The 25,178-nt window shown below is 64.0% G+C and carries 26 protein-coding genes; 9 read left to right on the plus strand and 17 right to left on the minus strand.

The window, feature by feature from the left end; translation table 11 throughout:
• Nucleotides 1-66: 66 nt before the first annotated feature.
• The 14 genes from AC1D1L_RS28495 to AC1D1L_RS28560 all read right to left on the minus strand — a co-directional run bounded on the left by AC1D1L_RS28495 (nucleotide 67) and on the right by AC1D1L_RS28560 (nucleotide 14,515).
• Nucleotides 67-288 (minus strand): hypothetical protein, encoded by a 222-nt coding sequence (locus tag AC1D1L_RS28495; protein WP_023689120.1) that lies wholly within the window; start codon nucleotides 286-288, stop codon nucleotides 67-69.
• 139 nt (nucleotides 289-427) lie between these two features.
• Nucleotides 428-1,057, minus strand: coding sequence for a hypothetical protein (locus tag AC1D1L_RS28500; protein ID WP_477344579.1), 630 nt, complete (start codon nucleotides 1,055-1,057; stop codon nucleotides 428-430).
• A 79-nt stretch (nucleotides 1,058-1,136) separates the two neighbouring features.
• Nucleotides 1,137-1,892, minus strand: a complete 756-nt coding sequence (locus tag AC1D1L_RS28505) for an SDR family NAD(P)-dependent oxidoreductase (RefSeq protein WP_477344580.1) — start codon at nucleotides 1,890-1,892, stop codon at nucleotides 1,137-1,139.
• A gap of 220 nt (nucleotides 1,893-2,112) precedes the next feature.
• A complete protein-coding gene (gene purF / locus AC1D1L_RS28510) occupies nucleotides 2,113-3,594 on the minus strand; it encodes an amidophosphoribosyltransferase (protein ID WP_112397309.1) in 1,482 nt (493 codons plus the stop codon).
• Nucleotides 3,595-3,723: 129 nt separating this feature from the next.
• Entirely contained in the window at nucleotides 3,724-4,395 is a 672-nt protein-coding gene (locus tag AC1D1L_RS28515; protein ID WP_477344581.1) for a CvpA family protein, read from the minus strand.
• A gap of 48 nt (nucleotides 4,396-4,443) precedes the next feature.
• The gene (gene radA, locus AC1D1L_RS28520) at nucleotides 4,444-5,847 is read right to left on the minus strand and encodes a DNA repair protein RadA (protein WP_477344582.1); all 1,404 of its coding nucleotides are present in this window, start codon (nucleotides 5,845-5,847) and stop codon (nucleotides 4,444-4,446) included.
• A gap of 230 nt (nucleotides 5,848-6,077) precedes the next feature.
• Nucleotides 6,078-7,568 carry a replicative DNA helicase gene (locus tag AC1D1L_RS28525; RefSeq protein WP_112560787.1) on the minus strand — a complete coding sequence of 497 codons (1,491 nt, stop codon included), beginning with the start codon at nucleotides 7,566-7,568 and terminating at the stop codon, nucleotides 6,078-6,080.
• 219 nt (nucleotides 7,569-7,787) lie between these two features.
• Entirely contained in the window at nucleotides 7,788-8,765 is a 978-nt protein-coding gene (locus tag AC1D1L_RS28530) for a small ribosomal subunit Rsm22 family protein (protein WP_477344583.1), read from the minus strand.
• A 2-nt stretch (nucleotides 8,766-8,767) separates the two neighbouring features.
• Nucleotides 8,768-9,091 carry a YnfA family protein gene (locus tag AC1D1L_RS28535; protein ID WP_477344584.1) on the minus strand — a complete coding sequence of 108 codons (324 nt, stop codon included), beginning with the start codon at nucleotides 9,089-9,091 and terminating at the stop codon, nucleotides 8,768-8,770.
• A gap of 75 nt (nucleotides 9,092-9,166) precedes the next feature.
• Complete coding sequence (locus AC1D1L_RS28540; protein WP_477344585.1) at nucleotides 9,167-10,495, minus strand: class I SAM-dependent methyltransferase; 1,329 nt, start codon at nucleotides 10,493-10,495, stop codon at nucleotides 9,167-9,169.
• A gap of 177 nt (nucleotides 10,496-10,672) precedes the next feature.
• Nucleotides 10,673-11,257 (minus strand): 50S ribosomal protein L9, encoded by a 585-nt coding sequence (gene rplI, locus AC1D1L_RS28545; RefSeq protein WP_142867758.1) that lies wholly within the window; start codon nucleotides 11,255-11,257, stop codon nucleotides 10,673-10,675.
• 269 nt (nucleotides 11,258-11,526) lie between these two features.
• Nucleotides 11,527-11,775, minus strand: a complete 249-nt coding sequence (rpsR, locus tag AC1D1L_RS28550) for a 30S ribosomal protein S18 (protein WP_006203718.1) — start codon at nucleotides 11,773-11,775, stop codon at nucleotides 11,527-11,529.
• Complete coding sequence (gene rpsF, locus AC1D1L_RS28555; RefSeq protein ID WP_112560792.1) at nucleotides 11,775-12,275, minus strand: 30S ribosomal protein S6; 501 nt, start codon at nucleotides 12,273-12,275, stop codon at nucleotides 11,775-11,777. The genes rpsR and rpsF overlap by 1 nt, the downstream gene beginning before the upstream one ends.
• 314 nt (nucleotides 12,276-12,589) lie before the next feature.
• Nucleotides 12,590-14,515 carry an LTA synthase family protein gene (locus tag AC1D1L_RS28560; RefSeq protein WP_477344586.1) on the minus strand — a complete coding sequence of 642 codons (1,926 nt, stop codon included), beginning with the start codon at nucleotides 14,513-14,515 and terminating at the stop codon, nucleotides 12,590-12,592.
• A 281-nt stretch (nucleotides 14,516-14,796) separates the two neighbouring features.
• Between AC1D1L_RS28560 and fabD the strand changes: the two genes are divergently transcribed.
• The 9 genes from fabD (at nucleotide 14,797) to gmk (ending at nucleotide 22,120) form a co-directional block, all read left to right on the plus strand.
• A complete protein-coding gene (gene fabD / locus AC1D1L_RS28565) occupies nucleotides 14,797-15,744 on the plus strand; it encodes an ACP S-malonyltransferase (protein WP_477344587.1) in 948 nt (315 codons plus the stop codon).
• A gap of 87 nt (nucleotides 15,745-15,831) precedes the next feature.
• Nucleotides 15,832-16,053: a type II toxin-antitoxin system RelB family antitoxin gene (relB, locus tag AC1D1L_RS28570; protein ID WP_477344588.1), complete on the plus strand. Its 222-nt coding sequence runs from the start codon at nucleotides 15,832-15,834 to the stop codon at nucleotides 16,051-16,053.
• A complete protein-coding gene (locus AC1D1L_RS28575; RefSeq protein WP_477344589.1) occupies nucleotides 16,037-16,303 on the plus strand; it encodes a type II toxin-antitoxin system RelE family toxin in 267 nt (88 codons plus the stop codon). Before relB ends, AC1D1L_RS28575 begins: the two co-directional genes overlap by 17 nt.
• Nucleotides 16,304-16,345: 42 nt before the next feature.
• A complete protein-coding gene (gene fabG, locus AC1D1L_RS28580) occupies nucleotides 16,346-17,083 on the plus strand; it encodes a 3-oxoacyl-[acyl-carrier-protein] reductase (RefSeq protein ID WP_112560795.1) in 738 nt (245 codons plus the stop codon).
• A gap of 221 nt (nucleotides 17,084-17,304) precedes the next feature.
• Complete coding sequence (locus AC1D1L_RS28585) at nucleotides 17,305-17,541, plus strand: acyl carrier protein (protein ID WP_006203723.1); 237 nt, start codon at nucleotides 17,305-17,307, stop codon at nucleotides 17,539-17,541.
• A gap of 34 nt (nucleotides 17,542-17,575) precedes the next feature.
• Entirely contained in the window at nucleotides 17,576-18,838 is a 1,263-nt protein-coding gene (gene fabF / locus AC1D1L_RS28590; protein WP_112560796.1) for a beta-ketoacyl-ACP synthase II, read from the plus strand.
• Nucleotides 18,839-19,041: 203 nt separating this feature from the next.
• A complete protein-coding gene (gene mltG, locus AC1D1L_RS28595) occupies nucleotides 19,042-20,301 on the plus strand; it encodes an endolytic transglycosylase MltG (RefSeq protein WP_477344590.1) in 1,260 nt (419 codons plus the stop codon).
• A gap of 247 nt (nucleotides 20,302-20,548) precedes the next feature.
• Complete coding sequence (locus AC1D1L_RS28600; protein WP_477344591.1) at nucleotides 20,549-21,439, plus strand: YicC/YloC family endoribonuclease; 891 nt, start codon at nucleotides 20,549-20,551, stop codon at nucleotides 21,437-21,439.
• Nucleotides 21,440-21,445: 6 nt separating this feature from the next.
• The gene (gene gmk / locus AC1D1L_RS28605; RefSeq protein ID WP_162712060.1) at nucleotides 21,446-22,120 is read left to right on the plus strand and encodes a guanylate kinase; all 675 of its coding nucleotides are present in this window, start codon (nucleotides 21,446-21,448) and stop codon (nucleotides 22,118-22,120) included.
• 207 nt (nucleotides 22,121-22,327) lie between these two features.
• Here the strand turns inward: gmk and rsmA are convergent, their stop codons facing one another.
• Genes rsmA through AC1D1L_RS28620 form a run of 3 tightly spaced genes read right to left on the minus strand, consistent with a single transcriptional unit; the run spans nucleotide 22,328 to nucleotide 25,135 of the window.
• Nucleotides 22,328-23,167, minus strand: coding sequence for a 16S rRNA (adenine(1518)-N(6)/adenine(1519)-N(6))-dimethyltransferase RsmA (gene rsmA / locus AC1D1L_RS28610; protein ID WP_477344592.1), 840 nt, complete (start codon nucleotides 23,165-23,167; stop codon nucleotides 22,328-22,330).
• Nucleotides 23,164-24,192 carry a 4-hydroxythreonine-4-phosphate dehydrogenase PdxA gene (gene pdxA, locus AC1D1L_RS28615; protein WP_477344593.1) on the minus strand — a complete coding sequence of 343 codons (1,029 nt, stop codon included), beginning with the start codon at nucleotides 24,190-24,192 and terminating at the stop codon, nucleotides 23,164-23,166. The genes rsmA and pdxA overlap by 4 nt, the downstream gene beginning before the upstream one ends.
• A gap of 13 nt (nucleotides 24,193-24,205) precedes the next feature.
• Nucleotides 24,206-25,135, minus strand: coding sequence for a peptidylprolyl isomerase (locus AC1D1L_RS28620; protein WP_477344594.1), 930 nt, complete (start codon nucleotides 25,133-25,135; stop codon nucleotides 24,206-24,208).
• Nucleotides 25,136-25,178: the final 43 nt, after the last annotated feature.

Below are 25,178 nucleotides of genomic sequence, written 5' to 3' on the forward strand. Positions count from 1 at the left end.
CCTTCGCGCCCCCCTCTGGCCTGCCGGCCATCTCCCCCACTTGGGGGGAGATCAGGAGCGTCGACGCTACTGCGCCGCGGGCTCTTCCGCATCACCTTCGTCGGTGAAGGGCGAGGCGCTCGGCACGCAGTTCACCGCCCAGCCGGCCGGGGTCGGCTGCTTCTGATATTCGGTGATGGCGTTGGTGCATTGTTCGCGGGTGTCGAAGGTGCTGGGCAGCACCACCATGCCGCCTTGCGGGCCGGCGATCACCAGGTACCAGACCAATGCTACGCTGGGAGCAGCCATGGGAATTCCTCGCTTTGCTGGATGTCGGATTCGGATCGAACCCTAGCAACTCCCGGCTGATGGCGAAAGCAGGGCGAAGGGGGAGCGGCCCGCCGGACCATCACAGACCCGTGAGCGAACCACGCCCCTTAGCTTGCGCTCAGTTCGTGGCAAAGCAGTAGAACAGACCGTCGCCGCCGGTGCCTTTCAGCGCCTCCTGGCTGCAGCCGCCGCGCGAGGCGTGCGAGGAGTTCCAGGATCTCGCCGCCGCCGACTCATCAAGGCCGGTGCGGTCGTGATGGCCCATCATCGCCGCGCCCTCCGCGCCACTTAGCGTCCAGTCGCCGCAAGTCTGGTCGGCGATCTTGGTGCCGTCGGGCTTCGAGCCGGTCAAAATGTCGTGCCGGTTCGGCTTGTCGCCACGGCCGTTGACCACTTCGCCCTTCTCGTTCAGTGCCGTCTGCTTGGTGATGGCGTTGGTGTCGCTGTGCAGCGAGGCGACGTCATCGGCGATCTTTTCGCCCTTGGCGTTGACCCACGGACCCTTGCCGATGCGGTCGCGCGCATCGACATCGGCGGTCGAGAGATAGGCGTGCCATTCCTTGCCGGTAACCCCGGCCGCTTCCGCCAGCGACGCGCAGTGGGCGTCCGCACCCTTGAGACCGCCGAGATCGGCGCCTTTGCCGGACCCGACACTGGTGACGAAGAAGCTCATCTTGGCGTCTTGCGCGAAGGCTGCGCCAGCTGTGGCTGCAAGCGCTGCGGCGGCAACGAGAAGAAGTCTGCGCATGTCCGTCCTCCGGTTTCGAATGTCCTACATTCGAAGAAACGTAACTGGAGGCCTGTTTAATCCCGCTTCAGCCCAGCTTTTATTCCGGCTGCCGGTAAGCGACGAAGCGCTGGTTCCTGGCTTGGAAGATCAGCCCTGTCTCTTTCAGCTCGGGGCTCGCCAGCGGCACGATGCGCTTCGCAATTTCTGAGGGATGCGGCAGCGTCTCCGGATCCTCGCCGGGTGCCGCCTGCGCACGCATGGCGGTGCGGGTGGCGCCGGGGTCGACGGCATTGACGCGCAGCGGCATGCTTTGCGTCTCATGCGCCCAGGAGCGCATCATGGCTTCCACGGCCGCCTTCGATGCCGCATAGGGCGCCCAGAAGGCGCGCGCCGAATGCGCGGCTCCCGAGGACATAAGAATGGCGCGGCCGGCGTCGGAGAGCCTGAGCAGCGGGTCGACCGAGCGGATCAGCCGCCAGGTCGATGTGACGTTGATGGTCATCACCTTCTCGAAGGTTTTCGCCTCGACATGGCCGATCGGCGAGATGACGCCGAGCACGCCGGCATTGGCCACCAGTATGTCGAGCTTGCCCCAGCGCTCATGAATGGCAGCGCCCAGCCGGTCGATGCCGACCATGTCGGCAAGATCGAGCGGCACCAGCGTCGCTTCGCCCTTGCCGGTTTTGGCGCGTTCAGCCTTGATCTGGTCGTCGAGCTCTTCCAGCCCGCCGACGGTGCGGGCAACCGCGATGACATGCGCGCCGGCGGCGGCAAGTTCTTTCGCGATGAAATAGCCAATGCCGCGCGAGGCGCCGGTAACGACCGCGACGCGGCCGGAGAGGTCGAGGGTCATATGAAAGCTTCCGTGAGTTCGGCGCGAGACACCCCCCTCTGCCCTGCCGGGCATCTCCCCCTCAAGGGGGGAGATTGGCTCTCACCGGGCTCAGCGCTCGTTCTGCGCCCGTCGCTATTGGCGAAGGCCGACGGTCTAGCTGATCTCCCCCCTTGAGGGGGAGATGTCCGGCAGGACAGAGGGGGGTAACTTGGCGAAGGCAAATGCTGGCTTGGCAACCCTACGCCCCGTTGTTCGCCAGCAGCGACAGCGTGCGCACATTGTCGTGGCCTTCGAAGTCGAGCAGGCGGGTCGGGTACTGGCCGGTGAAGCAGGCGTCGCAGAATTGCGGCTGCTCATTGTCGCGGCCGGCTTCGCCGACGGCGCGGTAAAGCCCGTCAATGGTGAGGAAGCCGAGCGAATCGACGCGGATGAATTCGGCCATTTCCTCGATCGACATGCGCGATGCCAAAAGCTTCGACTTCTCCGGCGTGTCGACACCGTAGAAGCACGACGCGCTGGTCGGCGGCGAGGCGATGCGCATATGCACTTCCCGGGCGCCGGCATCGCGCACCATCTGCACGATCTTCTGGCTGGTGGTGCCGCGCACGATGGAATCGTCGACCAGCACCACGCGCTTGCCCTCGATCATGCGGCGGTTGGCATTGTGTTTGAGCTTGACGCCCATGTGGCGGATGGAATCGCCGGGCTGAATGAAGGTGCGGCCGACATAGTGGTTGCGGATGATGCCGAGCTCGAAGGGAATGCCGGCAGCCTGGGAAAAGCCGATCGCCGCCGGCGTGCCGGAATCCGGCACCGGCACGACGATATCGGCCTCGACCGGACTTTCCTGCGCGAGCTCGGCGCCGATGCGCTTGCGCACCTCATAGACGTTGCGGCCTTCGACCGAGGAATCCGGACGGGCGAAATAGACATATTCGAAGATGCAGAAGCGGGTCTTCTGCGGCTCGAACGGAAACAGGCTCTCAATGCCTTTCGAGGTCACGACGACCATCTCGCCGGGCTTCAGGTCGCGCACGAAGCGGGCGCCGATAATGTCGAGCGCGCAGGTTTCGGAGGCCAGGATCCAGGCGCCGTCGAGGTCGCCGAGCACCAGCGGCCGGATGCCGAGCGGATCGCGGCAGCCGATCATCTTCTTGGAGGTCATCGCCACCAGCGAGAAGGCGCCTTCGACCTGGCGCACGGCGTCGATAAAGCGCGAATTCAAATCGCGCTCCTTGCTGGTCGCAACCAGGTGCAGCAGCGTCTCGGTGTCGGAGGTCGACGAGAAGATCGCGCCCTGCTTCTGTAGCGCGCGCTGCACGGTCATGGCGTTGGTGAGGTTGCCGTTATGGGCGACGGCAAAGCCGCCATCGGCGAGTTCGGCGAAGAACGGCTGGATGTTGCGCATGCCGGCGCCGCCGGTGGTGGCGTAGCGCGTGTGGCCGATGGCGCGGTTGCCTTGCAGGCTGTCGATGACGTGCTGTTTGGTAAAGGTGTCGCCGATCAGGCCGACATGGCGTTCGACATGGAACTGGGTGCCGTCATAGGAGACGATACCGGCTGCTTCCTGGCCGCGATGCTGCAGTGCATGCAGGCCAAGTGTGACGATGGCCGCGGCGTCCTGCCGGCCGAAAATGCCGAACACGCCGCATTCGTCGTGAAAATGATCGTCTGCTTCGGCGGAAAGCACGTCGTCTGCGTCTGCCTTCGAAACTGCCATGGGGCTCAAGCTCCGCTAAAATGGCCATATAAGGCGAGAGCGCCGCGAAAGCAACGCACTCCGTGCGCCGTTCACACCATAGTCAGCTCATAAATGGCGCCCGCCCAGTGGGCGCCATACCGTTCCAGGTCAGTTTGCTGGCGCGGCCGGGGCCGGAGGGGCGGGCTGTGCCGGCGCATTGTCGGCTGGAGCGTCGGTCTCGTCGTCGGGCGCGGGCGCATCCTCGCCGGCTGCCGGCGCATCCGCCGCCGGTGCATCGGCTGCCGGGGGCGTCTCGGGTGCTGCCGGCTGATTCGGGTTGAGCTTCTTCAGGATGGCGTTTTCCGGATCCTCGGGCAGCAGGCTTTCCAGCTTGGCGCCGATGGTTTCGAGCAGCGGCCTCGACTTGGCGTTGGCGATCCAGGCCGGAGCCTTGGCGCCGGCCAGCCAGTTGAAGAACAAGAGCGCCACCGCGACGACGAGGATGCCGCGCGCCGCGCCGTAGAGGAAGCCCAGCGTACGGTCGAGCGCGCCGATCCTGGAATCGATGATCCAGTCGGCAAGCTTCATGGTGATGACGGAAACGACGATCAGCGCGATGACGAAGACGATGCCGGCGGACGCCGCCATGGCGATCTTGTCACTTTCGACATAGGGCTGAACGTAAGGCAGCACCGGCTTGTAGAAGAAGAATGCCGCCGCGGCGGCAGCGGCCCAGGAGACGACGGACAGGATTTCGCGAGACAAGCCGCGAACCATGGCGAGCATCGCCGAGACCAGGGTGAAGCCGACGAGAATTCCGTCAAGCAGCGTAATCGGCATGTTGTTCGCCCCACTCCGATTGTCTTTTCACGGCTCGAGCGAGCCGCGTCATTCTTCCTCGTCGACACGGCTGCGCCGTGAGCCGGCTATGCGCGCCACGAGATCGGCAAGTTCGGTTGGCTGGAAAGCGCCGGCCCCGATCCCCCCGACAACCTCCTCGCTGCCCAAAGGCAGAACCGCACTTCCAAAACCCAGCTTTTCGGCCTCTTTAAGGCGCTGTTGCGCATGCGCAACCGGCCTCACCGCGCCCGACAGGCTGATTTCGCCGAAATAGACGCAATCGGCGGGAAGGGCAAGACCGGTGAGCGACGAAACCAGTGCAGCGGCGACCGCCAGATCGGCGGCCGGCTCCGAAATCCGGTAGCCGCCGGCGACGTTGAGATAGACATCGTGGGTGCCGAAGCGGACGCCGCAATGCGCTTCGAGCACGGCCAAAATCATCGACAACCGCGCACCGTCCCAGCCGACGACGGCACGGCGCGGCGTACCCAGCGAGGACGGCGCCACCAGCGCCTGGATCTCGACCAGCACCGGGCGAGTGCCCTCCATTCCGGCGAACACTGCGGCGCCCGGCGACTTCGCATGGCGTTCGCCGAGAAACAGCTCCGACGGATTGGCGACTTCGCGCAGGCCCTTGTCCGACATTTCGAAGACGCCGATCTCGTCGGTCGGCCCGAAACGGTTCTTCACCGTGCGAAGGATGCGGTAGTGGTGGCCGCCTTCGCCTTCGAAATAGAGCACGGCGTCGACCATGTGCTCGACGACGCGCGGGCCCGCGATCTGGCCTTCCTTGGTGACATGGCCGACCAGAACGATGGCGGCGCCCGTGGATTTGGCATAGCGGATCATCGCCTGGGCGGCGGCGCGCACCTGGGTGACGGTGCCGGGCGCCGAATCGGCCATGTCGGTCCACAGCGTCTGGATCGAATCGAGAATGACGAGGTCCGGCCTTCTGCCGTTGGCGATTGTTGCCAGGATGTCCTCGACATTGGTCTCGGCGGCGAGTTCGACCGGTGTGTCGGCGACGCCAAGCCGCTGCGCCCGCAGCCTGATCTGCGCAACCGCCTCTTCGCCCGAGACATAGACGATGCGATGACCTTTTGACGCCAATGCTGCCGCGGCCTGGGTGAGCAGCGTCGACTTGCCGATGCCGGGGTCGCCGCCGACCAGCAGCGCTGAGCCGCGCACGAACCCGCCACCGGTGGCGCGGTCAAGTTCGCCAATGCCGGAGATGATGCGCGGCGCATCCTCGATGTCGCCGGACAGGCTGGTCAGCACCACGGCGCGGCCCTTGCGGGCATTGCGCGTGTTGGCCGGCCCCGAGCCAATGCCCCCCGACGTGCCTTCCTCGACGAGCGTGTTCCACTCGCCGCAAGCATCGCATTTGCCGGCCCAACGCTGATGCACCGAGCCGCAATTCTGGCAGATGAACTGAACGCGGGATTTAGCCATGGAGTGATGCTGCTCGCAAATGACCGAAGGAGGGTGATCCTGCACACCCCCCTCTGTCCTGCCGGACATCTCCCCCGCAAGGGGGGAGATTGGCTGCCGTCGATGCTTTCGCCACTCGCCACCGTCGCAAGGCGAGCGCCACCCGCGAAGCTCCTGATCTCCCCCCTTGCGGGGGAGATGGCCGGCAGGCCAGAGGGGGGTGTGACGGAGCGCTGCGGTAGGCCAAAAAGCTACTCAAACCTCTCCGCGATATGATGCTCTTCGGCGAGGTCGGAAAAGCGGGTGAATTCGCCCTGGAAAGCGAGGCTGACCGAACCCGTCGGGCCGTGGCGCTGCTTGGCGACGATGACTTCGGCCTTGCCGCGCATCTCGTTCATCTCGTGTTCCCACTTGATGTATTCGTCGGTGCCGGGCTTGGGTTCGCGGTTCTTCAGATAATATTCCTCGCGATAGACGAAGATCACCACGTCGGCGTCCTGCTCGATCGAGCCGGATTCACGCAGGTCGGAGAGCTGCGGGCGCTTGTCTTCGCGGCTTTCGACCTGACGCGACAGCTGCGACAGCGCGATGATCGGCACTGAGAGTTCCTTGGCCAGCGCCTTGAGGCCGGTGGTGATCTCGGTGATTTCCTGCACACGGTTCTGCGAGGCCTTGGCGCTGGAACCCTGCATCAGCTGGATATAGTCGATGACGATGAGGTCGAGGCCGCGCTGGCGTTTTAGCCGGCGCGCCCGGGCGGAAAGCTGCGCGATCGAGATACCGCCGGTCTGGTCGATGAACAGCGGGATCTTCTGCATGGTCTGCGAGCAGGCGACCAGCTTTTCGAAATCCATCTCGGAAATCTCGCCGCGGCGGATTTTTGACGATGGAATCTCGGTCTGCTCGGAAATGATACGGGTCGCCAGCTGTTCGGATGACATTTCCAGCGAGAAGAAGCCGACGACGCCGCCATTGGCGGCCTTGAACGATCCGTCGGCCTGCTGCGCCGGCACATAGGCCTCGGCGATGTTGAAGGCCATGTTTGTGGCGAGCGACGTCTTGCCCATGCCGGGACGGCCGGCGATGATGATCAGATCGGAGGGCTGCAACCCGCCCATGCGGCGGTCGAGATCGCGCAGGCCGGTGGCGACGCCCGAGAGATGGCCGTCGCGCATATAGGCAGCGTTGGCCATGTCGACGGCAGTCTTGACGGCGTCGGTGAAGCTCTCGAAGCCGCCATCGTAGCGGCCGGTTTCGGCCAGTTCGAACAGCCGCCGCTCGGCATCCTCGATCTGCTCGGACGGCGCCATGTCGACCGGTGCGTCATAGGCGATGTTGACCATGTCCTCGCCGACGGTGATCAGCGCGCGGCGCGTGGCGAGGTCATAGATGGCGCGGCCATAGTCGGTGGCGTTGACGACGGTGACGGCTTCGACCGCCAGCCGGACCACATATTGCGCCACCGTCATGTCGCCAACCTTCTCGTCGGCCGGCAGGAAGGTTTTTAGCGTGATCGGCGTCGCCACCTTGCCCATGCGGATGAGTTCGGCCGCGACCTCGAAGATCTTCCTGTGCAGCGGCTCATAGAAATGTCCGGCCTTGAGGAAGTCCGAGACGCGGTAGAAGGCATCGTTGTTGACGAGGATGGCGCCGAGCAGCGCCTGCTCGGCCTCGATGTTGTTTGGCGCCTCACGATAAAGCGGTTGCTCCGCCACGCCGAATTTTCGTGCTGCCTCTGCCATGATGTCCCCGATTTCGATCCCGGCTTCTCGATACCAGAACGCGAAAGATCCGATGCTGACTTATATGCATCAGTTGCGTCCAATCGGCGTTGATGCCCGCTGTCCACAGGGGACGGCAAACCGTCCACAGGACAGAATTCCCGTGCTGTGATTCCGATTGACTCGCCAAGTGGTGATTGTATTGGTTCGACAGGAACGAAGCAAGAACAATCTCGGCGGCTATCCGCTTCTCTCGTCCAACGTATCGCCCCAGTCCAACCGCCGCGCTTGCTTGAACAGCTCGCCGTCGCGCTTGGTGAAAAGCGTCTCGCCGGCGCTGCCGTCCGGCCGGCACAATTTGAGCAGCACCTTGCCGGAGCCGGCTTTCGGCGGCGCAATGACGCGCGCGGCGCGGGAGGCCGCGGGCTGCCGCGACGCCGCGACGTAGATGAACTTCTCGTCCTCCCAGGGCACTTCGGCATCCTTGGCCAGGCGATGCAGGCGCGAGCGGGCGACGCGGCGCGAAAAATGGCACCAGTCGGGCGGCTCAAGCGGGCAGGGGGCGTCGTGGGGGCAAGGGGCCAGCACATTCGCGCCGGCCTCCAGCAAATGCCGGCGCACGGCCAGGATGCGCTGCCAGCCTGCCGGCGTGCCCGGCTCGACAATCAGCAGCGTGTCGGCGGTCAACTGCCAGAGCCGGGCGACAAGCTTCGGCAGCGATGCCGGCGCGATCTCGTCCAGCACATAGGCGCAGGTGACGAGATCGGCAGGCTTGAGATCGGCAAGATCGATGGTGACGTCGCCGGCGCGCCAGTCGATGCTCGCGACAATGGTATCAAGAGCGAGCGACTGGCCGACCTTGCGCACCGCGGCGCTGGCCTCAAACAGCACCGCCTGTTCGAGGTCTGGCCAGAGGTCCGTGGTGGCCCAAAGCACCGTACCAGGACCGGCGCCGACATCGAGCAGGGTTTTTGGCTGGAAATCGGGCCGTGCGTCGGCGAGCGCGTCGAGGCTGGCGCGCGCGGCCGCATAGGTCGCCGGCAGCCGCGTCGCCAGATAGGCCTTCACCGCCATCTCTTCAGCCATGTGCAGGCGGCCGTCGCGCAGTTCGGCACGGTAGCGGTCCGACAGCGTCTTCGCCGCCTGGCGCAGCGCCGGCAGCGGTATCGTTTCGAGCAGGCGCTCGACGCCTTGTCTGAGCGATGCTGGCAGTTCCACGCTCAGGCTCCGTGCGGTGCGAACAGGATGACAGAGGCGCCGGCAATGCAAAGCGCCGCGCCGGCAAGATCCCAAAGGTCTGGGCGCACGCCTTCCACCAGCCACAGCCAGCCGAGCGAGGCGGCAATGTAAATACCGCCGTAGGCGGCGTAGGCGCGGCCGGCGGCATTGGTGTCGACCAGCGCCAGCAGGAAACCGAATAGCGCCAGCGAGACGAGGCCGGGCGCCAGCCACAATGGTGACTTTTCAAGCCGCCACCAGGCCCAGAAGGAAAAGCAGCCGGCGATCACGGCCAATGCGGCGGCGATGTAGAGGAGGTAGGTCATGAAAAAGGTCTCACTATAGCGAGACCTTTTTCATGTTTGGGCTGGCGATGGCAAGACCGATGGGCCGCCGCCGGGCTACTCGCGATCCGCCACCTTGCGGCGGCGCGCCGGCTTGGCAACCACTGACCTTGTAGCAACCGACTTGGCAACGGCAGGCTCGGCGGCTTCCTGGCGATGCCCCATCTCGCGCATTTCCAGCGCCTTTTCACATTTGGCCATGTAGTCGCGCGTCATCGGCAGCGTGTCGTTCTTCTTGGCGATCTGGATCTGGAAGATCACCAGGTCCTGCCAGCGGAAGGCCGCTTCCGAGGCGGCCAGATAGAACTCCCACATCCTGCAGAAGCGCTCGTCATAGATGGCCTTGGCCTTGTCGCGGTTGGCGGCAAAGCGCTGGCCCCAGTGCTTCAGCGTATCGGCATAGTGCAGCCGCAGAATCTCGATGTCGGTAACCACCAGCCCCGACTTTTCGATTGCCGGCATCACCTCCGACAACGAAGGGATGTAGCCGCCGGGGAAGATGTATTTGCGGACGAAGGCACTGGTCGCCCACGGCACGCCGGAGCGGCCTATTGTGTGCAGCAGCATGACGCCGTCCGGCTTCAACAGCGTCGCCGACTTCTCGAAGAAGGTGCGGAAATGGTTGACGCCGACATGCTCGAACATGCCGACCGAGACGATGCGGTCGAAGCGTTCGTTGAGTTCGCGGTAGTCCTTCAGGTCGAAATGCACTCGGTCCTGCAGGCCTTGCGCATGCGCCCGGTCGGTGGCGACGCCGTGCTGCTCGGTCGACAGCGTCACGCCCTGCACGTCGACGTCGAAAGCCTTGGCGAGGTAGAGGCCAAGCCCGCCCCAGCCGGAGCCGATGTCGAGCACGGTCTGGCCGGCCTTCAGCCTGAGCTTGGCGGCGATGTGGCGCTTCTTGGCGACCTGCGCCTCGTCGAGAGTCATGTCCGGCTGTTCGAAATAGGCGCAGGAATACTGCATGTCCTCGTCGAGGAAGAGCCGGTAGAGATCGCCAGACAGATCATAGTGGCGCTGCACGTTGCGGCGCGAGCGCGAGGCGGTGTTGATCTGCTGCAGGCGGCGGAAGGCGTGGCGCAGGCCCTCGATCGCCTTCGACCAGGTGGCGTCGATGCCGCCGCTGCCCATGTTCTGGAAGGCGATGCGCATCAGGCCGAGAACGCCGCCCTCAAGGATGTCGAGTTCGCCGTCCATGTAGGATTCCGGCACCGCCAGCATTGGATCGAAGGTGATGGCGCGTTCGGCATGCTTGGTCTTGATGTGCATGTGCACCGGCTCGCCGCTGCCGTCGCCGAACACATGCGTCGAACCCTTCGGCCCGGTGACTTTGAGATTGCCCGTGCGCACCAGGCGGTCGAGAACGCGCTTCAACAGAATATTCATCACCAAATGTCCCCTCACGGTCAGACTGGCGGGCTAACTCTGCAACAATATATAGGGGTTCGAAAAGTTCCATTTGGTACAAAAATGCCCGGGCGAGAGGCCCGGGCATTGGTCCACAAAGGCTGGATGACGACAATGTGATTGGGGAGCGTCGCTCCCTCACTTGTCGTTAGGCGATTAGGCGTTGTCTTCGCCGCCTTCGAACTCGGTGTTCGGGTCGAAGAAGTTCTCCGGCCGCGCATTGTCGTTGATGTCGTCGCCATAGATGGCTTCGGCGGTGGTCAGCGTTTCGCCCTTGGCCTGACGCTCGGCTTCATCGGCCGTGCGGGCGATGTTGAGGCTGATGGTGACCTCGACTTCCGGATGCAGCGCGATCGCCACATTGGTGACGCCGATGGTCTTGATCGGCTGGTTGAGCTGGATCTGGTTGCGGTTGACCGAGAAGCCTTCCGCCGTCAGCAGATCGGCGATGTCGCGGGTCGACACCGAACCGTAGAGCTGGCCGGTCTCGCCGGCCGAACGCACGGCGATGAAGCTCTTGCCGTCGAGCTTTTCGGCAACCTGAGAGGCTTCCGACTTGCGTTCGAGGTTGCGGGCTTCGAGCTGGGCGCGCTGGCCCTCGAACTTCTTCTTGTTGGCTTCGTTGGCGCGCAGCGCCTTGCCCTGCGGCAAGAGGAAGTTGCGGGCAAAGCCGTCCTTGACCTTGACGGTATCGCCCATCTGGCCGAGGCGGGAAACGCGTTCGAGAAGAATGACTTCCATGGTTTTGTTCCTTCGTCTGGGCACCGATCACAAGGTCGGCACCGAATTGAGTGGAACAGGTCAGGAAGCTCTGAGCGCCTTGGCGCCGGTGTCGCTGTCCTGCCTGTCGCGGCAGTTAGAGGCTTTTCACCTCAACTCGGGATTTCAATGCATGCCGCCCAAAAGCGGGTCCCGGTTTTGGGACAACGACATGCATCATCAAAATACTCCCTGCGGCGCCCGTCGCCGTGGGAGAATAGAGCGGGCGGCGAACCGCCCGCTCGAAAGTCTTAGCGAACCACGTAGGGCAGCAGGCCGAGGAAGCGGGCGCGCTTGATCGCCTTGGCGAGTTCGCGCTGCTTCTTCTGGCTGACGGCGGTGATGCGCGACGGCACGATCTTGCCGCGCTCGGAAATGTAGCGCTGCAGCAGACGCACGTCCTTGTAGTCGATCTTGGGCGCGTTGGCGCCGGAGAACGGGCAGGTCTTGCGGCGGCGATGGAACGGGCGCCGGGTCGGGATTTGATTGATGTCGACCATTATTCTGCACCCCCTTCAACGCCTTCGCGCGGACGGCGCGGACCCCGATCGCCACCGGCGTCGCCAAATGAGCGCGGCGGACGATCGCCACGGTCGCCGCGATCACGATCGCCAAACGAGCGCGGACCACGATCGCCACGGTCGCGGTCGCCGAAGCCGCCGCGTTCCGAGCGCTCTTCGCGCTTCTGCATCATGGCCGACGGGCCTTCCTCATGCGCCTCGACCTTGACGGTCAGGAAACGCAGCACGTCTTCGGACAGACCCATCTGGCGCTCCATCTCGTTGAGCGCTGCCGGCGGGCAGGTGAGGTCCATAAGCGTGTAGTAAGCCTTCCGGTTCTTGTTGACCCGGTAGGTGAGGGACTTCAGTCCCCAGTTCTCGACCCGGCCGACGGACCCGCCATTTGCGGAGATGACGCCCTTGTACTGTTCGACAAGCGCATCGACCTGCTGCTGCGAGAGGTCCTGCCGGGCAAGGAACACATGTTCGTATAGAGCCATAGTGGTTCAATGCCTTTCTTCGTTTCTCTCCCGGACCCTCGCGGCAAAAGCCTCTGCAACTTCTCTGACCCGCTGGTCCCGAAGGGGCGGGGAAGAAAGGAGCATTTCGAGACGGTCGAGAGCGGAGACACGGGAGGCGGAAGCGCTTCTGGCTTCACACGCCGCTTTCCCTAGGAAAACAACGGCCCTCCGTTCAGCCCCCAGCAAGGACCGGCAGATTGCGGGCGTCTATACAGCAATTTGGCGGGAAGGCAAGGGTAGGACGCCGTTCCAGACAGCATCCTTGGCGTCGCAGGATCGAAAAACGCCGGGCGTCAACTTGTATGGGCGAGCTTGTCCACCGTTTCGGGGAAGAAGTCGGGCGCGGCCTTACGCTTGCCGAACATCATGTCGTATTGCAGCAGGCGGAAATCGTTGATCGCCGGATCGATGTCCTTCTGCCGCGCCCAGTCGGGCGTCGCTTCGCCTGACGGCGTCAGCAGGAGATTGCGATCGACGACGCGGTAGCGTTCGCGCAGCGCGCCGAGGAAGCCGGTGTAGTAGGGATGCGTGATCCCGGCTGTGGTCAGGATGTGGTAGGGCAGGAAGGCCGGGCTGACCGCGCCCATATCCTGCGCCGGGCCGGTGCGGTTTGACCAGATAATCAGCGGCGTCTGGTGGTGCTCAAGTGCTGCCTCCGGCGTCGGCTCCTTGCGCGGCGCGACATTGTCTTTGAGGAAGCCGGTCTCGACATAGACGGGTCCAAGCGGCGGCAGATGGTCGCCGAAGAAGGCAATGACCGTCGGCCGCTCGCGCTTCTTCGCCCATTCGATCAGCCGTTCGAGGCCACGGTCGGCATCGGCCGAACCCTCGGCGTAGCTGAGCAGCGATTCCCGCGCCCATGTGCTGATGGGAGCCGCGACCTTGTGGGTCGGGTTGTAATAGCGGTACGGCTCGTAGGGGCCGTGGTTCTGCAGGCTGACGGCGAAGAAGAACACCGGGTCCTCGCTGGCGTCGGCCTCTGCGATGATCTCGTCGGTCATTGCCGCGTCGGAGGCCAGCGGCCCGCGCTTTTCCAACGGCGGCAGCGTCTCTTCCGAGCGGAAATCGTTGAAGCCGAAATCGGCATAGACCGCGCCGCGGTTCCAGAACCAGTTGGTGCCGGGGTGGATGGCGCGCGCCCGATAACCTTCACTTTTCAGGAAGGTCGCCAGCGACGGCGTCGGCGTGCGGACATATTGCTGATAGGGGATTGAGCCCGCCGGCAGGAAGGCATTGGAAAAGCCGGTCAGCGCCTCGAATTCGATGTTGGCGGTCATGCCGCCGAATTCAGGCGAGAACATGTAGCCCGAGCGCAAAGCGCGCGCATTGGGGATCGGGTCCGGCGTGATGGTGACGCCGGGCAGCTTGGTCGGATCCCAGAAGGATTCGCTCATCACCACGATGATGTCGGGTTTCTCATCCGGCACCGAGGCCGTCACATCCGGTCTGTCGATCGCATCGATCGCCTTGTCGGAATAGCCCACTGGCGCCGAGACATGCGCCATCGGCACGTTGAGCGCGAAAGCCAGCGCAAACCCGTTGGAGGCATAGTTTTCCTTCTGGTCCCACATGATCGGGATGATCTGCAGCCGGTCGCGGGTCCACGAGAAGGTGGCGTAGTCCATGATCGAAACGAAGAAGGCGAGCAGCGGCACCGCCAGCGTCAACCGCGCCAGGCGCCCCTTGCGGCTGAGGATCAGCACCTTGCGGCGCCACAGTCGCCAGCCATAGATCAGCAGCGACAGCCCGGCGACGATGCCGACCGCCATGGCGAGCGCCGTCCAGGGCCGCTCGCGCACCAGAAGCGGCATCAGCGCCATGATCTGGCGCGAATAGAGGAAATCGGTCGGGTAGAGCGGATCGCCGAGATAGTGCGACTTCTGGTGCCCGACAAAGGCCAGCGCCAGCGTCAGCGGCGCCACGATCATCAGGCTTTGGTGGCTACGGCCAAGCACGGCGTCCAGTCCGATCAGCACCAGCGCAAAGACGATGATGGTGGTCCAGCCCGGCTTGAAGGGTTGCAGGAAGAAGTCGACCGTGCCGAAAAAGTCGCCGCGCACGATCCATTCGATGGCGAACACCAGGACGGCGGAAGCAAGCAGCGTGACCAGACCGTAGCGGATCACAGGCCATCTGCGCCCCGGCAGGTAGCCGGTGGACGGATCGTCTTCCAAGAACTGTGGCGCGGGTACTGCTGCGCCCTTCCTGATCCTTGCCACTTCTCTTCTTCCCCCGGCCCAAGCAACGCGTTTTTCCACGCGCGTCACCGTTCTGTCATAGAACTGTCATGCAAAAGCTAGCGCCTGTGGCGGAAATAAGAAGAGCCAGCAAACGATTCGTGAGCGGTTTTCATCAGGAGTGATCGGCAAAAAGCCTTTCAGAACAGGGACTCGAGGTCGGCTTCCGGGTGGAACGAGGGCCGAAATGCTGCTCGCGGGCTTGACTTGGCGGTCCGCCTTGCGTCACAGGCAGGAAAAATCATGCGCTGGAGAGAGCCCAAATGGCCGTTGCATTCACCTTTCCGGGACAAGGCAGCCAGGCTGTCGGCATGGGCAAGGATCTCGCCGACGCCTTCCCCGAGGCGCGCAGGGTCTTCGAGGAAGTCGATGAGGCGCTGGGCGAAAAGCTGTCGACATTGATCTGGGAAGGCCCTGAAGAGACGCTGACCTTGACCGCCAATGCCCAGCCGGCGCTGATGGCAGTGTCGCTGGCTGCGGTGCGGGCACTGGAAGCGCGCGGTTTTTCGCTGAAGGACAAGGTCGCCTACGTTGCCGGCCATTCGCTCGGCGAATACTCCGCCCTTGCCGCCGCCGGTTTCGTCTCGGTCGCCGATGCCGCCCGGCTGCTGCGCATTCGCGGCAATGCCATGCAGGCGGCGGTGCCGGCCGGTGAGGGCGCGATGGCGGCGATCATCGGACTGGAACAGCCTGACGTCGAAGCCGCTTGCACTGAAGCGGCAGCCGGCTCCGGCAAGGTCTGCCAGATCGCCAACGACAATGGCGGCGGCCAGCTGGTGATCTCCGGCGCCAAGGCGGCGGTGGAACTCGCCGCGAAACTGTGCACCGAGAAGGGCGCCAAGCGGGCGCTGATGCTGCAGGTCTCCGCCCCCTTCCACTCGGCGCTGATGGCGCCGGCGGCCAATGTCATGCGCGAGGCGCTGGCCGGGGTAGCCAAGCATGCGCCGGTGGTTCCAGTCGTTTCCAACGTTACCGTGACCCCGACCAGCGATCCCGATGAGATCGCTCGGCGGCTTGTCGAGCAGATCACCGGCCGCGTGCGCTGGCGCGAAACGGTGGAGTGGTTCGGCGCCAACGGCGTCGCCACGCTCTACGAGATCGGCGCCGGCAAGGTGCTGTCGGGCCTGGCGCGGCGCATCAACCGCGACATCGCTACCGCAGCCGTCGGCACCCCGGCCGATATCGAGGCCGCGCTGGCTGCGCTTGGTTGATCAGAGCGTCCTCGTCGGCGACGCTCGAGGGTTGAGTTTCTGGCTTAGCCGCTGTACATGAATACATGTATTCACCTGGAGGGCGATATGCCAACCTCAATCCGACTGGCTCCCGAAATTGAAGAACGCCTGGATTTCCTTGCGACCAAGACCGGTCGCAGCAAGGCCTTCTATCTGCGCGAACTCATCGAGCGCGGTCTTGAGGACATTGAAGACTATTACCTCGCAGCCGAGGTCTTGGAGCGGATCAGGAGCGGCGAGGAGGACGTTGTGAAGGCCGAGGAATTCTGGCGTGGCCTGGACGCTTGAGTATGCCCGCTCGGCGCGCAAATTCATTGAAAAACTGGACCCGCAGACACGTCACCGCATCCGGGATTTCATCGAAAATCGCATCGCCGCACTGGACAACCCGCGCGAAGCAGGCAAATCGCTGAAGGGGCCTCTGGCGACTTTTTGGAGATATCGGGTTGGGGATTATCGGATTATCTGCGATGTGCAGGACAAACGGCTCGTCATTCTGGTGGTGACGATAGGCCATCGCGGCGACGTCTACAGATAACCAAAATGCTCCGACCGCCCGACTCGAGAAGAGGATTGAAAAATGTTCGAACTGACCGGCCGCAAGGCGCTTGTCACCGGCGCATCGGGTGGCATTGGCGAGGCGATTGCCCGGGTGCTGCATGCGCAAGGCGCCATTGTCGGCCTGCACGGCACCCGCATCGAGAAATTGGAGACCCTGGCAGCCGAGCTCGGCGACCGGGTAAAACTGTTTCCAGCCAATTTGTCGAACCGCGACGAGGTCAAGGCGCTTGGCCAGAAGGCGGAAGCCGAACTCGAAGGCGTCGATATATTGGTCAACAATGCCGGCATCACCAAGGACGGCCTGTTCGTGCGGATGTCGGATGCCGATTGGGACAGTGTGCTCGAGGTCAACCTGACCGCCGTGTTTCGGCTGACCCGTGAACTCACCCATCCGATGATGCGTCGCCGGCATGGCCGCATCATCAACATCACTTCAGTGGTCGGTGTCACCGGCAACCCAGGCCAGACCAATTATTGCGCTTCCAAGGCCGGCATGATCGGCTTTTCCAAGTCGTTGGCGCAGGAGATCGCCACCCGCAACATCACCGTCAACTGCGTCGCGCCGGGCTTCATCGAATCGGCCATGACCGACAAGCTCAACGACAAGCAGAAAGACGCGATCATGGCGGCGATTCCGACGCGCCGCATGGGCACGAGTGTTGAAGTGGCGTCTGCCGTCGCCTATCTCGCCTCCAACGAAGCCGCCTACGTCACCGGCCAGACCATCCATGTCAACGGCGGCATGGCGATGATTTGAGGGGAGATGGCCGGGCAATAAGAAGACGTGGCCGGCTTGTGAAAAGAGACCATTTCGCCTTGGACCTTAGCCAATTTTCGTGTAATGCGGCCCGCAACCCGGCGGTTCGGGCAAAAACTGGTCCGGTGCCGTTGCGTTTCCGGCAGGACCATCTTTCAGCTTGATTAGCGGCATTCTGCCCGCTAACGAAGACAGACAAACAAAAGACGAGGATGCCCCAAATGAGTGACACCGCAGAGCGCGTCAAGAAGATCGTCATCGAACATCTTGGCGTCGATGCCGACAAGGTGACGGAGCAGGCGAGCTTCATCGATGATCTGGGCGCGGACAGCCTCGATACGGTCGAACTCGTCATGGCGTTCGAAGAAGAGTTCGGCGTCGAGATTCCGGACGATGCGGCCGAGACCATCCTGACCGTCGGCGATGCCGTGAAGTACATCGACAAGGCTTCGGCCTGACGCTATCCGCAGTCATCACCGGGGAGGACCTGCGATGAGGCGTGTCGTCGTCACGGGCCTTGGCCTGGTTTCGCCATTCGGCATGGGCTTCGAGCACAGCTGGAAGGAATTGCTGACCGGCCGCAGCGCTGCCAAGCGCGTCACCGAGTTCGAAGTGGAAGATCTTGCCTGCAAGATCGCCCACGTCATTCCACGCGGTGACGGCACCAACGGCACGCTCAATCCCGAAGCCGTGCTTGAGCCGAAGGAACTGCGCAAGATCGGCGACTTCATCCTTTACGGGATCGCGGCCGCCGACGAAGCGCTGAAGGATTCCGGCTGGGAGCCCGGCACCGAAGCCGAGCGTTGCGCCACCGGCGTCATGATCGGCTCCGGCATTGGCGGCCTCGAAGGCATCGCCGAAAATGCGCTGATCCTGCACGAGCGTGGACCGCGCCGCATCAGCCCGTTCTTCATTCCTGGAAACATCATCAACCTGGTGTCCGGTCAGGTGTCGATCCGGCACGGGCTGAAGGGTCCCAATCACGCCGTCGTCACTGCCTGCTCAACTGGCGCGCACGCCATTGGCGATGCCGCCCGGCTGATCATCTTCGGCGATGCCGACGTGATGCTGGCCGGCGGCGCCGAATCGCCGGTGACCAGGCTTTCGCTAGCCGGCTTCGCCGCTTGCCGGGCACTATCCACCGACCGCAACGACACGCCTGAAAAGGCCTCGCGCCCCTATGACCGCGACCGTGACGGCTTCGTCATGGGCGAGGGCGCCGGCGTCGTCGTGCTGGAAGAGCTCGAACACGCCAAGGCGCGCGGCGCCAAGATCTATGCCGAGGTCACCGGCTACGGCCTGACCGGCGACGCCTATCACATCACCGCGCCTGCCGAAGACGGCGACGGCGCCTTCCGCTGTATGACGGCGGCGCTGAACCGGGCCAAGCTGACGCCCGCCGATATCGATTACATCAACGCGCATGGCACCTCGACCATGGCCGATACGATCGAGCTCGGCGCCGTCGAGCGGCTGGTCGGTAATGCCGCCTCGAAGATCTCGATGTCGTCGACCAAGTCGTCGATCGGCCACCTCCTGGGTGCCGCGGGGGCCGCCGAGGCGATCTTCTCGATCCTCGCCATCCGCGACAACATCGCTCCCGCCACCATCAATCTCGACAACCCGGAACGCGAAACCGCGATCGATCTTGTACCCAACACGCCACGGCATCGGCAGGTCGACGTGGCGCTGTCCAACTCCTTCGGCTTCGGCGGCACCAACGCTTCGCTGGTCTTCCAGCGCTATATCGGCTGATTGCGGTATCGACCGGCGCGCCAGCGGTCTGTCGTCAATTTTGCCATATTCGAGCCTACTCTGCCGCTGGGGATTCGTCGCATCGGCCTGAAACCGAAGGCGCTTTTTTTTGAAAGCACGATGCGTAGGCTTGAAATGTTAGGGCACGCTGGGCGTCCAACCGGACGCATGGGCGCTCTAAGAGATCAGATGGTAGGGCGCTTATGAACACCAATCCGGGCGGCAGCGGACAATTCGGACAAAACCAGCAGACCGGCCCGATCGTGCCGAAGACTGCGGCCGAGGCCTTGCGGCCGGAAGCCGGAACACCGCCGCCGAAGCGCTCGCGCGCCTCGCGCAGCCAGGTCGTGGTGTTCATGAACTTCGTCATCTCCGCGGTGATGTTAATGATCCTCGCCGCCGGCGTTTCGCTTTATTTCGGCAAACAGGCCTTCAACGAACCTGGTCCGTCCGCCACTGGCGACACCTTCCTGGTCAAGCCGAGCACCGGCGTCCAGGATATTGCCGACCAACTCGAACGGCGTGGATTGATCAGCGACGCCCGCATCTTCCGCATTGGCGTGCGCGTCTATGGCAATGATTCAGCGCTGAAGGCCGGCGAATACGAAGTCAAGCCGCGCGCCTCCATGCGCGACATCATGGAGCTTCTGAAGAGCGGCAAGTCGGTGATGTATTCGCTGACCATTCCCGAGGGGCTGACGGTCGAGCAGGCGCTGCAGCGTGTTGCCGAACAGGATGCGCTGACTGGGGACATGCCGGCGACCACGCCGGCCGAGGGCAGCCTTGCCACCGATACGTTGCGCTTCACCCGCGGCGCCACGCGCCAGCAGATGGTCGACAAGCTGCTCGCCGACCAGAAGAAGCTGGTCGACGAAGTCTGGCAGCGGCGCGCGCCCGACCTGCCTCTGGCCAATGTCGACGACTTCGTCACCTTGGCCTCGATCGTCGAAAAGGAAACCGGCCGGGGTGACGAGCGCTCGCGCGTTGCCGCCGTCTTCCTCAACCGTCTGGCCAAGGGCATGCGGCTGCAATCCGATCCGACCATCATTTACGGCCTGTTCGGCGGCAAGGGCAAACCCGCCGACAGGCCGATCTACCAGTCGGACATTGAGAAGCAGACGCCTTACAACACCTATCTGATCAACGGCCTGCCGCCGACGCCGATCGCCAACCCGGGCCGTGCCGCACTCGAGGCCGTCGCCAACCCGTCGAAGACCGACGATCTCTATTTCGTTGCCGACGGCACCGGCGGTCACGTCTTTGCCACGACGCTTGCCGAGCACAATGAGAACGTGGCTCGCTACCGGGCGCTGCAGAAAAAGCAGGCTGAAGACGTTGCCAAAGGTGCCAAGACCCCGGGCCAGACCGATGCGCCGGCGGATGGCGACGACAGCGGTGACGCTAGTGGCGATGCCGGCGGCAACAGTGGGGATGCCGGCGGCGATGCGGGTGCCGCCCAATAGCAGGCCGGCGCTTTTTGGCAGAGTGACCTTGCGCCTTGCGGACATGGGCGACGCGCTGCTGCTTTGAACGCGCAGCGCGGTTCGAAGCCTTGCTCCGAGGCCTCTGCAGATTTCGGCACTGCGAGATCAAAACGACACCGGAAATCAACACCTTGCCGGTATTGCGATTCTGACATTCGCCCTCCCCGTGATATCGAACGCCAGCAGGATTTCCGAATCGGAACATCAGGGAGACACGAGCCGCATCATGAATTTGCAGAGCATGACCGGATTTGCACGCGCCGTCGCCGAGCACGACGGCGCCTCGATCGCTTGGGAGGTCAAGTCGGTCAACGGCAAGAGCGTCGAGGTCAGGCTGCGGCTGCCGCAAGGTTTTGAGCGGCTGGAGCCGGCGGTCCGGCAGACGCTGCAGAAGCGCTTTTCGCGCGGCAATTTCCAGGCGACGCTGACCGTCAGCCGTGCCGCCGGCCAGCAGGTGCAGCCGGTGGTCAACGAAGTCTTCCTCCGGGATCTGGCCGGCTTGGCCAAGCGGCTGCAGGACCAGTTCGGTGTCGCCCCGGCGACCGCCGACGGCCTGCTTTCCCTGCGCGGCGTGCTGGACATCCCTGAAAGCAACGAAACCGAGGAGGTGCGGACAGCGCTCGACGCGGCAATCCTGTCATCGCTCGAAACCGCACTTACCGGTCTCGAGCAGGCGCGCCAAAGCGAAGGCGAAGCGCTGCGCTCGCTGCTTTCCGGTCATATCGACGCCATCGAGGCGCTGACGCGCAAGGCCGAGGCCGACCCGTCGCGCGAACCGGCGGCAATCCGCGAGCGGATCGCCGAACAGGTTCGGCTGCTAATGGATGCGTCGGCCAATCTCGATGCCGTTCGGCTGCACATGGAAGCGGCGTTCCTGGCCACCAAGGCCGATATTCGCGAAGAAATCGACCGGCTGAAGACACATGTTGTGTCGGGCCGGGTGCTGCTGGCAAATGGCGGCGCCATCGGCCGCAAGCTCGATTTTCTGGCGCAGGAATTCAACCGCGAATCGAATACTCTGTGTTCGAAGTCGAACGCCGCCACCGTCACCGCCATCGGGCTGGAGCTCAAGGCGGTGGTCGACCAGTTTCGCGAACAGGTCCAGAATCTGGAGTAACCCAAAATGGGTGCCAAGGAGCCGATGGTTGCCAGGGATCTGGGGTCGCGCATTCGCCGACGCGGGCTGATGCTGGTCCTGTCGTCGCCGTCCGGCGCCGGCAAGTCGACGATCGCGCGCAACCTGCTGGAAAGCGACGGCAGCTTGGAACTGTCGGTCTCGGTCACCACCAGGCCACGCCGTGGCTCGGAGATCGAAGGCGTCCACTATCATTTCCGCACCATGCGCGAGTTCGAGCGGCTGCGCGATTCCGACGCGCTGCTGGAATGGGCCGAGGTGCACGGCAATTGCTATGCGACGCCGCGTGAGCCGGCCGAACTGGCGCTGGCGCAAGGGCGCGACATGCTGTTCGACATCGACTGGCAAGGCGCCCAGCAGCTCAAAGAGAAGATGCGCGCCGACATCGTCTCGATCTTCATCCTGCCGCCGTCGATGAAGGAATTGAAGGCGCGGCTGAAGCGCCGCGCCGAGGACCAGGAACAGGTGATCGAGACCAGGCTGAAGAACGCCCGCAACGAGATCGAGCACTGGAAGGAATACGACTTCGTCATCGTCAACGACGATCTCGACCGCGCCTTCGCCGAAGTGCGCGGCATCGTGACGGCAGAACGGCTTCGGCGCGACCGCCGGCCGGGTTTGTTTGATTTCGTCTCGGGGCTGCTGGACGAGAAGACGGAGTGAGGCGGTGGAGCGCCAATCTCCCCCCTTGTGGGGGAGATGCCTCGGCAGGGCAGAGGGGGGCGCTGTCCCGCCAGCAGTTGCAGTAATCAGCATCACTCTGGCAGGCCGAATATCAACAATTCTCTGATCAAGACTCCGAGGTAGGCATTCCTTCGCGCCCCCCTCTGTCCTGCCGGACATCTCCCCCACGAGGGGGGAGATGGCAGCTCAAACCGCGTTCGTCAGCCGCACGAATTCCTCGACGCTGAGCGTCTCCGCCCGCCGGGTCGGATCGATGTTGGCGCGCATAAGCAGTGCCTCGCCCCCCAGGCTCTTCACGCTCTGCCGCAGCATCTTCCGGCGCTGGCCGAAGGCGGCTTCGGTGACGCGGCCGAGTTTTTTCACGTCGGCCGCCAGCGGGCTGGCACGCGGCACCAGATGCACCACCGAGGAGGTCACCTTGGGCGGCGGCGTGAACGCTTGCGGTGGCACGTCGAAGGCAATCCTCGCTTCGGTCCGCCAGCCCGCCAGCACGCCGAGCCGGCCATAGGCGTCGCTGCCGGCGCCGGCGACGATCCGCTCGGCCACCTCGCGCTGGAACATCAGGGTCATCGATTGATAGAAGGGCGGCCAGTCGGTGACGGTCAGCCAACGGATCAACAGCTCGGTGCCGATATTGTAGGGCAGGTTGGCGGCAATCCTCACCGGGCCGCCGCCTTGCGACGCGGCATTGGCAAGAGTGGTAAAATCCGTCTTCAGCGCGTCGCCGCTGATCACCTCAAGCCGGCCCGGATAGTGGTTGGAGACCTCGGCAAGCGCCGCCAGGCAGCGTTCGTCGCGTTCGATGGCGATGACGCGCCGGGCACCGGCGGAGAGCAGCGCCCTGGTCAGCCCGCCGGGGCCGGGGCCGACCTCGATCACCGTGCTGTCGCTAAGGTCACCGGCGGCGCGCGCGATCTTGCCGGTCAGATTGAGGTCGAGCAGGAAATTCTGACCAAGTGCCTTCTTTGCCTGCAGCCCATGGCGTTCGATCACATCGCGCAGTGGCGGCAGCCCATCAACGCTCATGCGGCTGCGACCTTTATACCGGTATCGGCCAGCCGGCGCGCCAGCTTCAGCGCCGCGATCAGGCTGTCGGGACGTGCGATGCCTTTGCCGGCGATGTCGAAGGCTGTGCCGTGATCGGGCGAAGTGCGAATGAACGGCAGGCCAAGCGTGACGTTGACGGCCTCGTCGAAGGCCAGCGCCTTGGCCGGGATCAACGCCTGGTCGTGATACATGCAGATCGCCACGTCGTACCCGGCACGGGCGCGCGCATGAAACATCGTATCGGCCGGCAGCGGCCCGAAAGCGTCGATGCCTTGCGCGCGCAGGATCTCGACCGCCGGACGGATGATGCGCTCATCCTCCGTCCCCATGGCGCCGCTTTCGCCTGCATGCGGATTGAGGCCGGCAAGCGCAAGCCTCGGCCTGGCGATGCCGAAGCGGCTTGCAAGATCGGCGGCGGTGATGCGCGAGATCGCAACGATCAGCTCCGTCGTCAGCACCTTCGGCACCTCGGCCAGCGCAATGTGGATGGTAACCGGAACGGTGCGCAATTCGGGGCCGGCGATCAGCATCACCGGGGTTACCGCGCCACCGGTGTGGAGAGAGGCCAGATGCGCCAGATATTCGGTGTGGCCGGGAAAGCCGAAGCCGGCATCGTAAAGCGGCTTCTTGGCGATCGGACAGGTGACGACCGCGGCCGCGTGGCCGGCAAGGCAGTCGGCGACGGCGCGGTCAATGGCCTCGATGGTGCCGGCGGCATTGGCCGCGTCAGGCCGGCCGGGATCGTCGGTGAAGCGCGCCGCCAGCGGCACCACGGGCAAAGCGTGTTGAAAGACATCAGCTGCTTGCGCCGGCACCGTCTCCGCGATTGCCACTTCGGCGCCGATCCGGCGTGCCCGCGCTGTGATCAGCGCCGGGTCGGCGAGAAGATAGAAGGGTGCCGCATCCGAATCGTGGGCGCTCTGCCACGCGGCAATGGCGATTTCCGGCCCGACGCCGGACGGATCGCCGACGCTCAGTGCCAGCGGAAGCTCTGTCTCACGCACGGCCAGGCCGGTTTCAGCGCGTGACGATCTTGGCTTTCGCCTTCAGCTCCTCGACATATTTGGCCGAGAGGTCGTCGGCGTTCTTGTCGCCGGTGCTTTCGCTCTGGAACACCATCTGGGCAGCCTTGTCGTCGGAGACCTCGCGCGACGAGCAGATGCCGATGAATTCGATGCCGCGATCGGTCTCGCGCACGGCCGTGGCGCCGCCCAGCTTGGTGGCCTTGATCTGCTCGGCCCAGTCCGGCGGCAGTTGCGGTGCCAGCACCCTGGGCAGATCGCGAACGGTGACGTCGATCAGGCCCTTGGCGAATTCGCGCGTGGTGGCGCAGCCGTTGAAGCGGGCGCGCATGGCCTCGGCCTCACGCTTGCGCTTGGCGAGTGTGGCGCTGCGCTCGGCCTTCGGCACCACGAAGATCACCTGCTGCAGCATGTACTCGGTGGCGCTCGGCTTGGCGCCGCCTTTTTCGAGCATGTGCTTGACCAGATCCTGTTCGCTCATCTGTCCGCCGCCGCCGCTATAGCGTGCGCTCAGCGCCTGGTTCCACGCCATCTGGGCGCGGATGAATTCCTTGAAATGCTCCTTGGTCACGCCGGACTGCGTCATGACGCCGTCCAATTGCTTGAGCTGCATCTTGTTGTTCGAGGCAAAGCGCTGATAGGCGGCCTCGACCTGGGCGTCGGTGATGCGGATGCCAAGGCGCTTGGCCTCGGCCGTACGCAGCGTCTGGTCGATCATCTCCTGGCCTGCGTCGCCCTTCTTGCGCTGCAGTTTCAGGAAGGCAGCCCGGTGCGCAATGTCGCCGCTGGTGATCGGTATGTTGTTGACGACATACTTGATTTCACTGGCGAAGGCCGGCGGCATCATCATGGTGACTGAGATCGAGGTCGCCGCTATCAGGAGCGCGAATCCTGCCGAAAACAGGTATTTCCTCATCGAAAGCATCCCAATTCTAAGCCCGGTTTTGGATGACCGAAACCCGTGCCCG

Source organism: Mesorhizobium sp. P2_D6, from assembly GCF_056404315.1.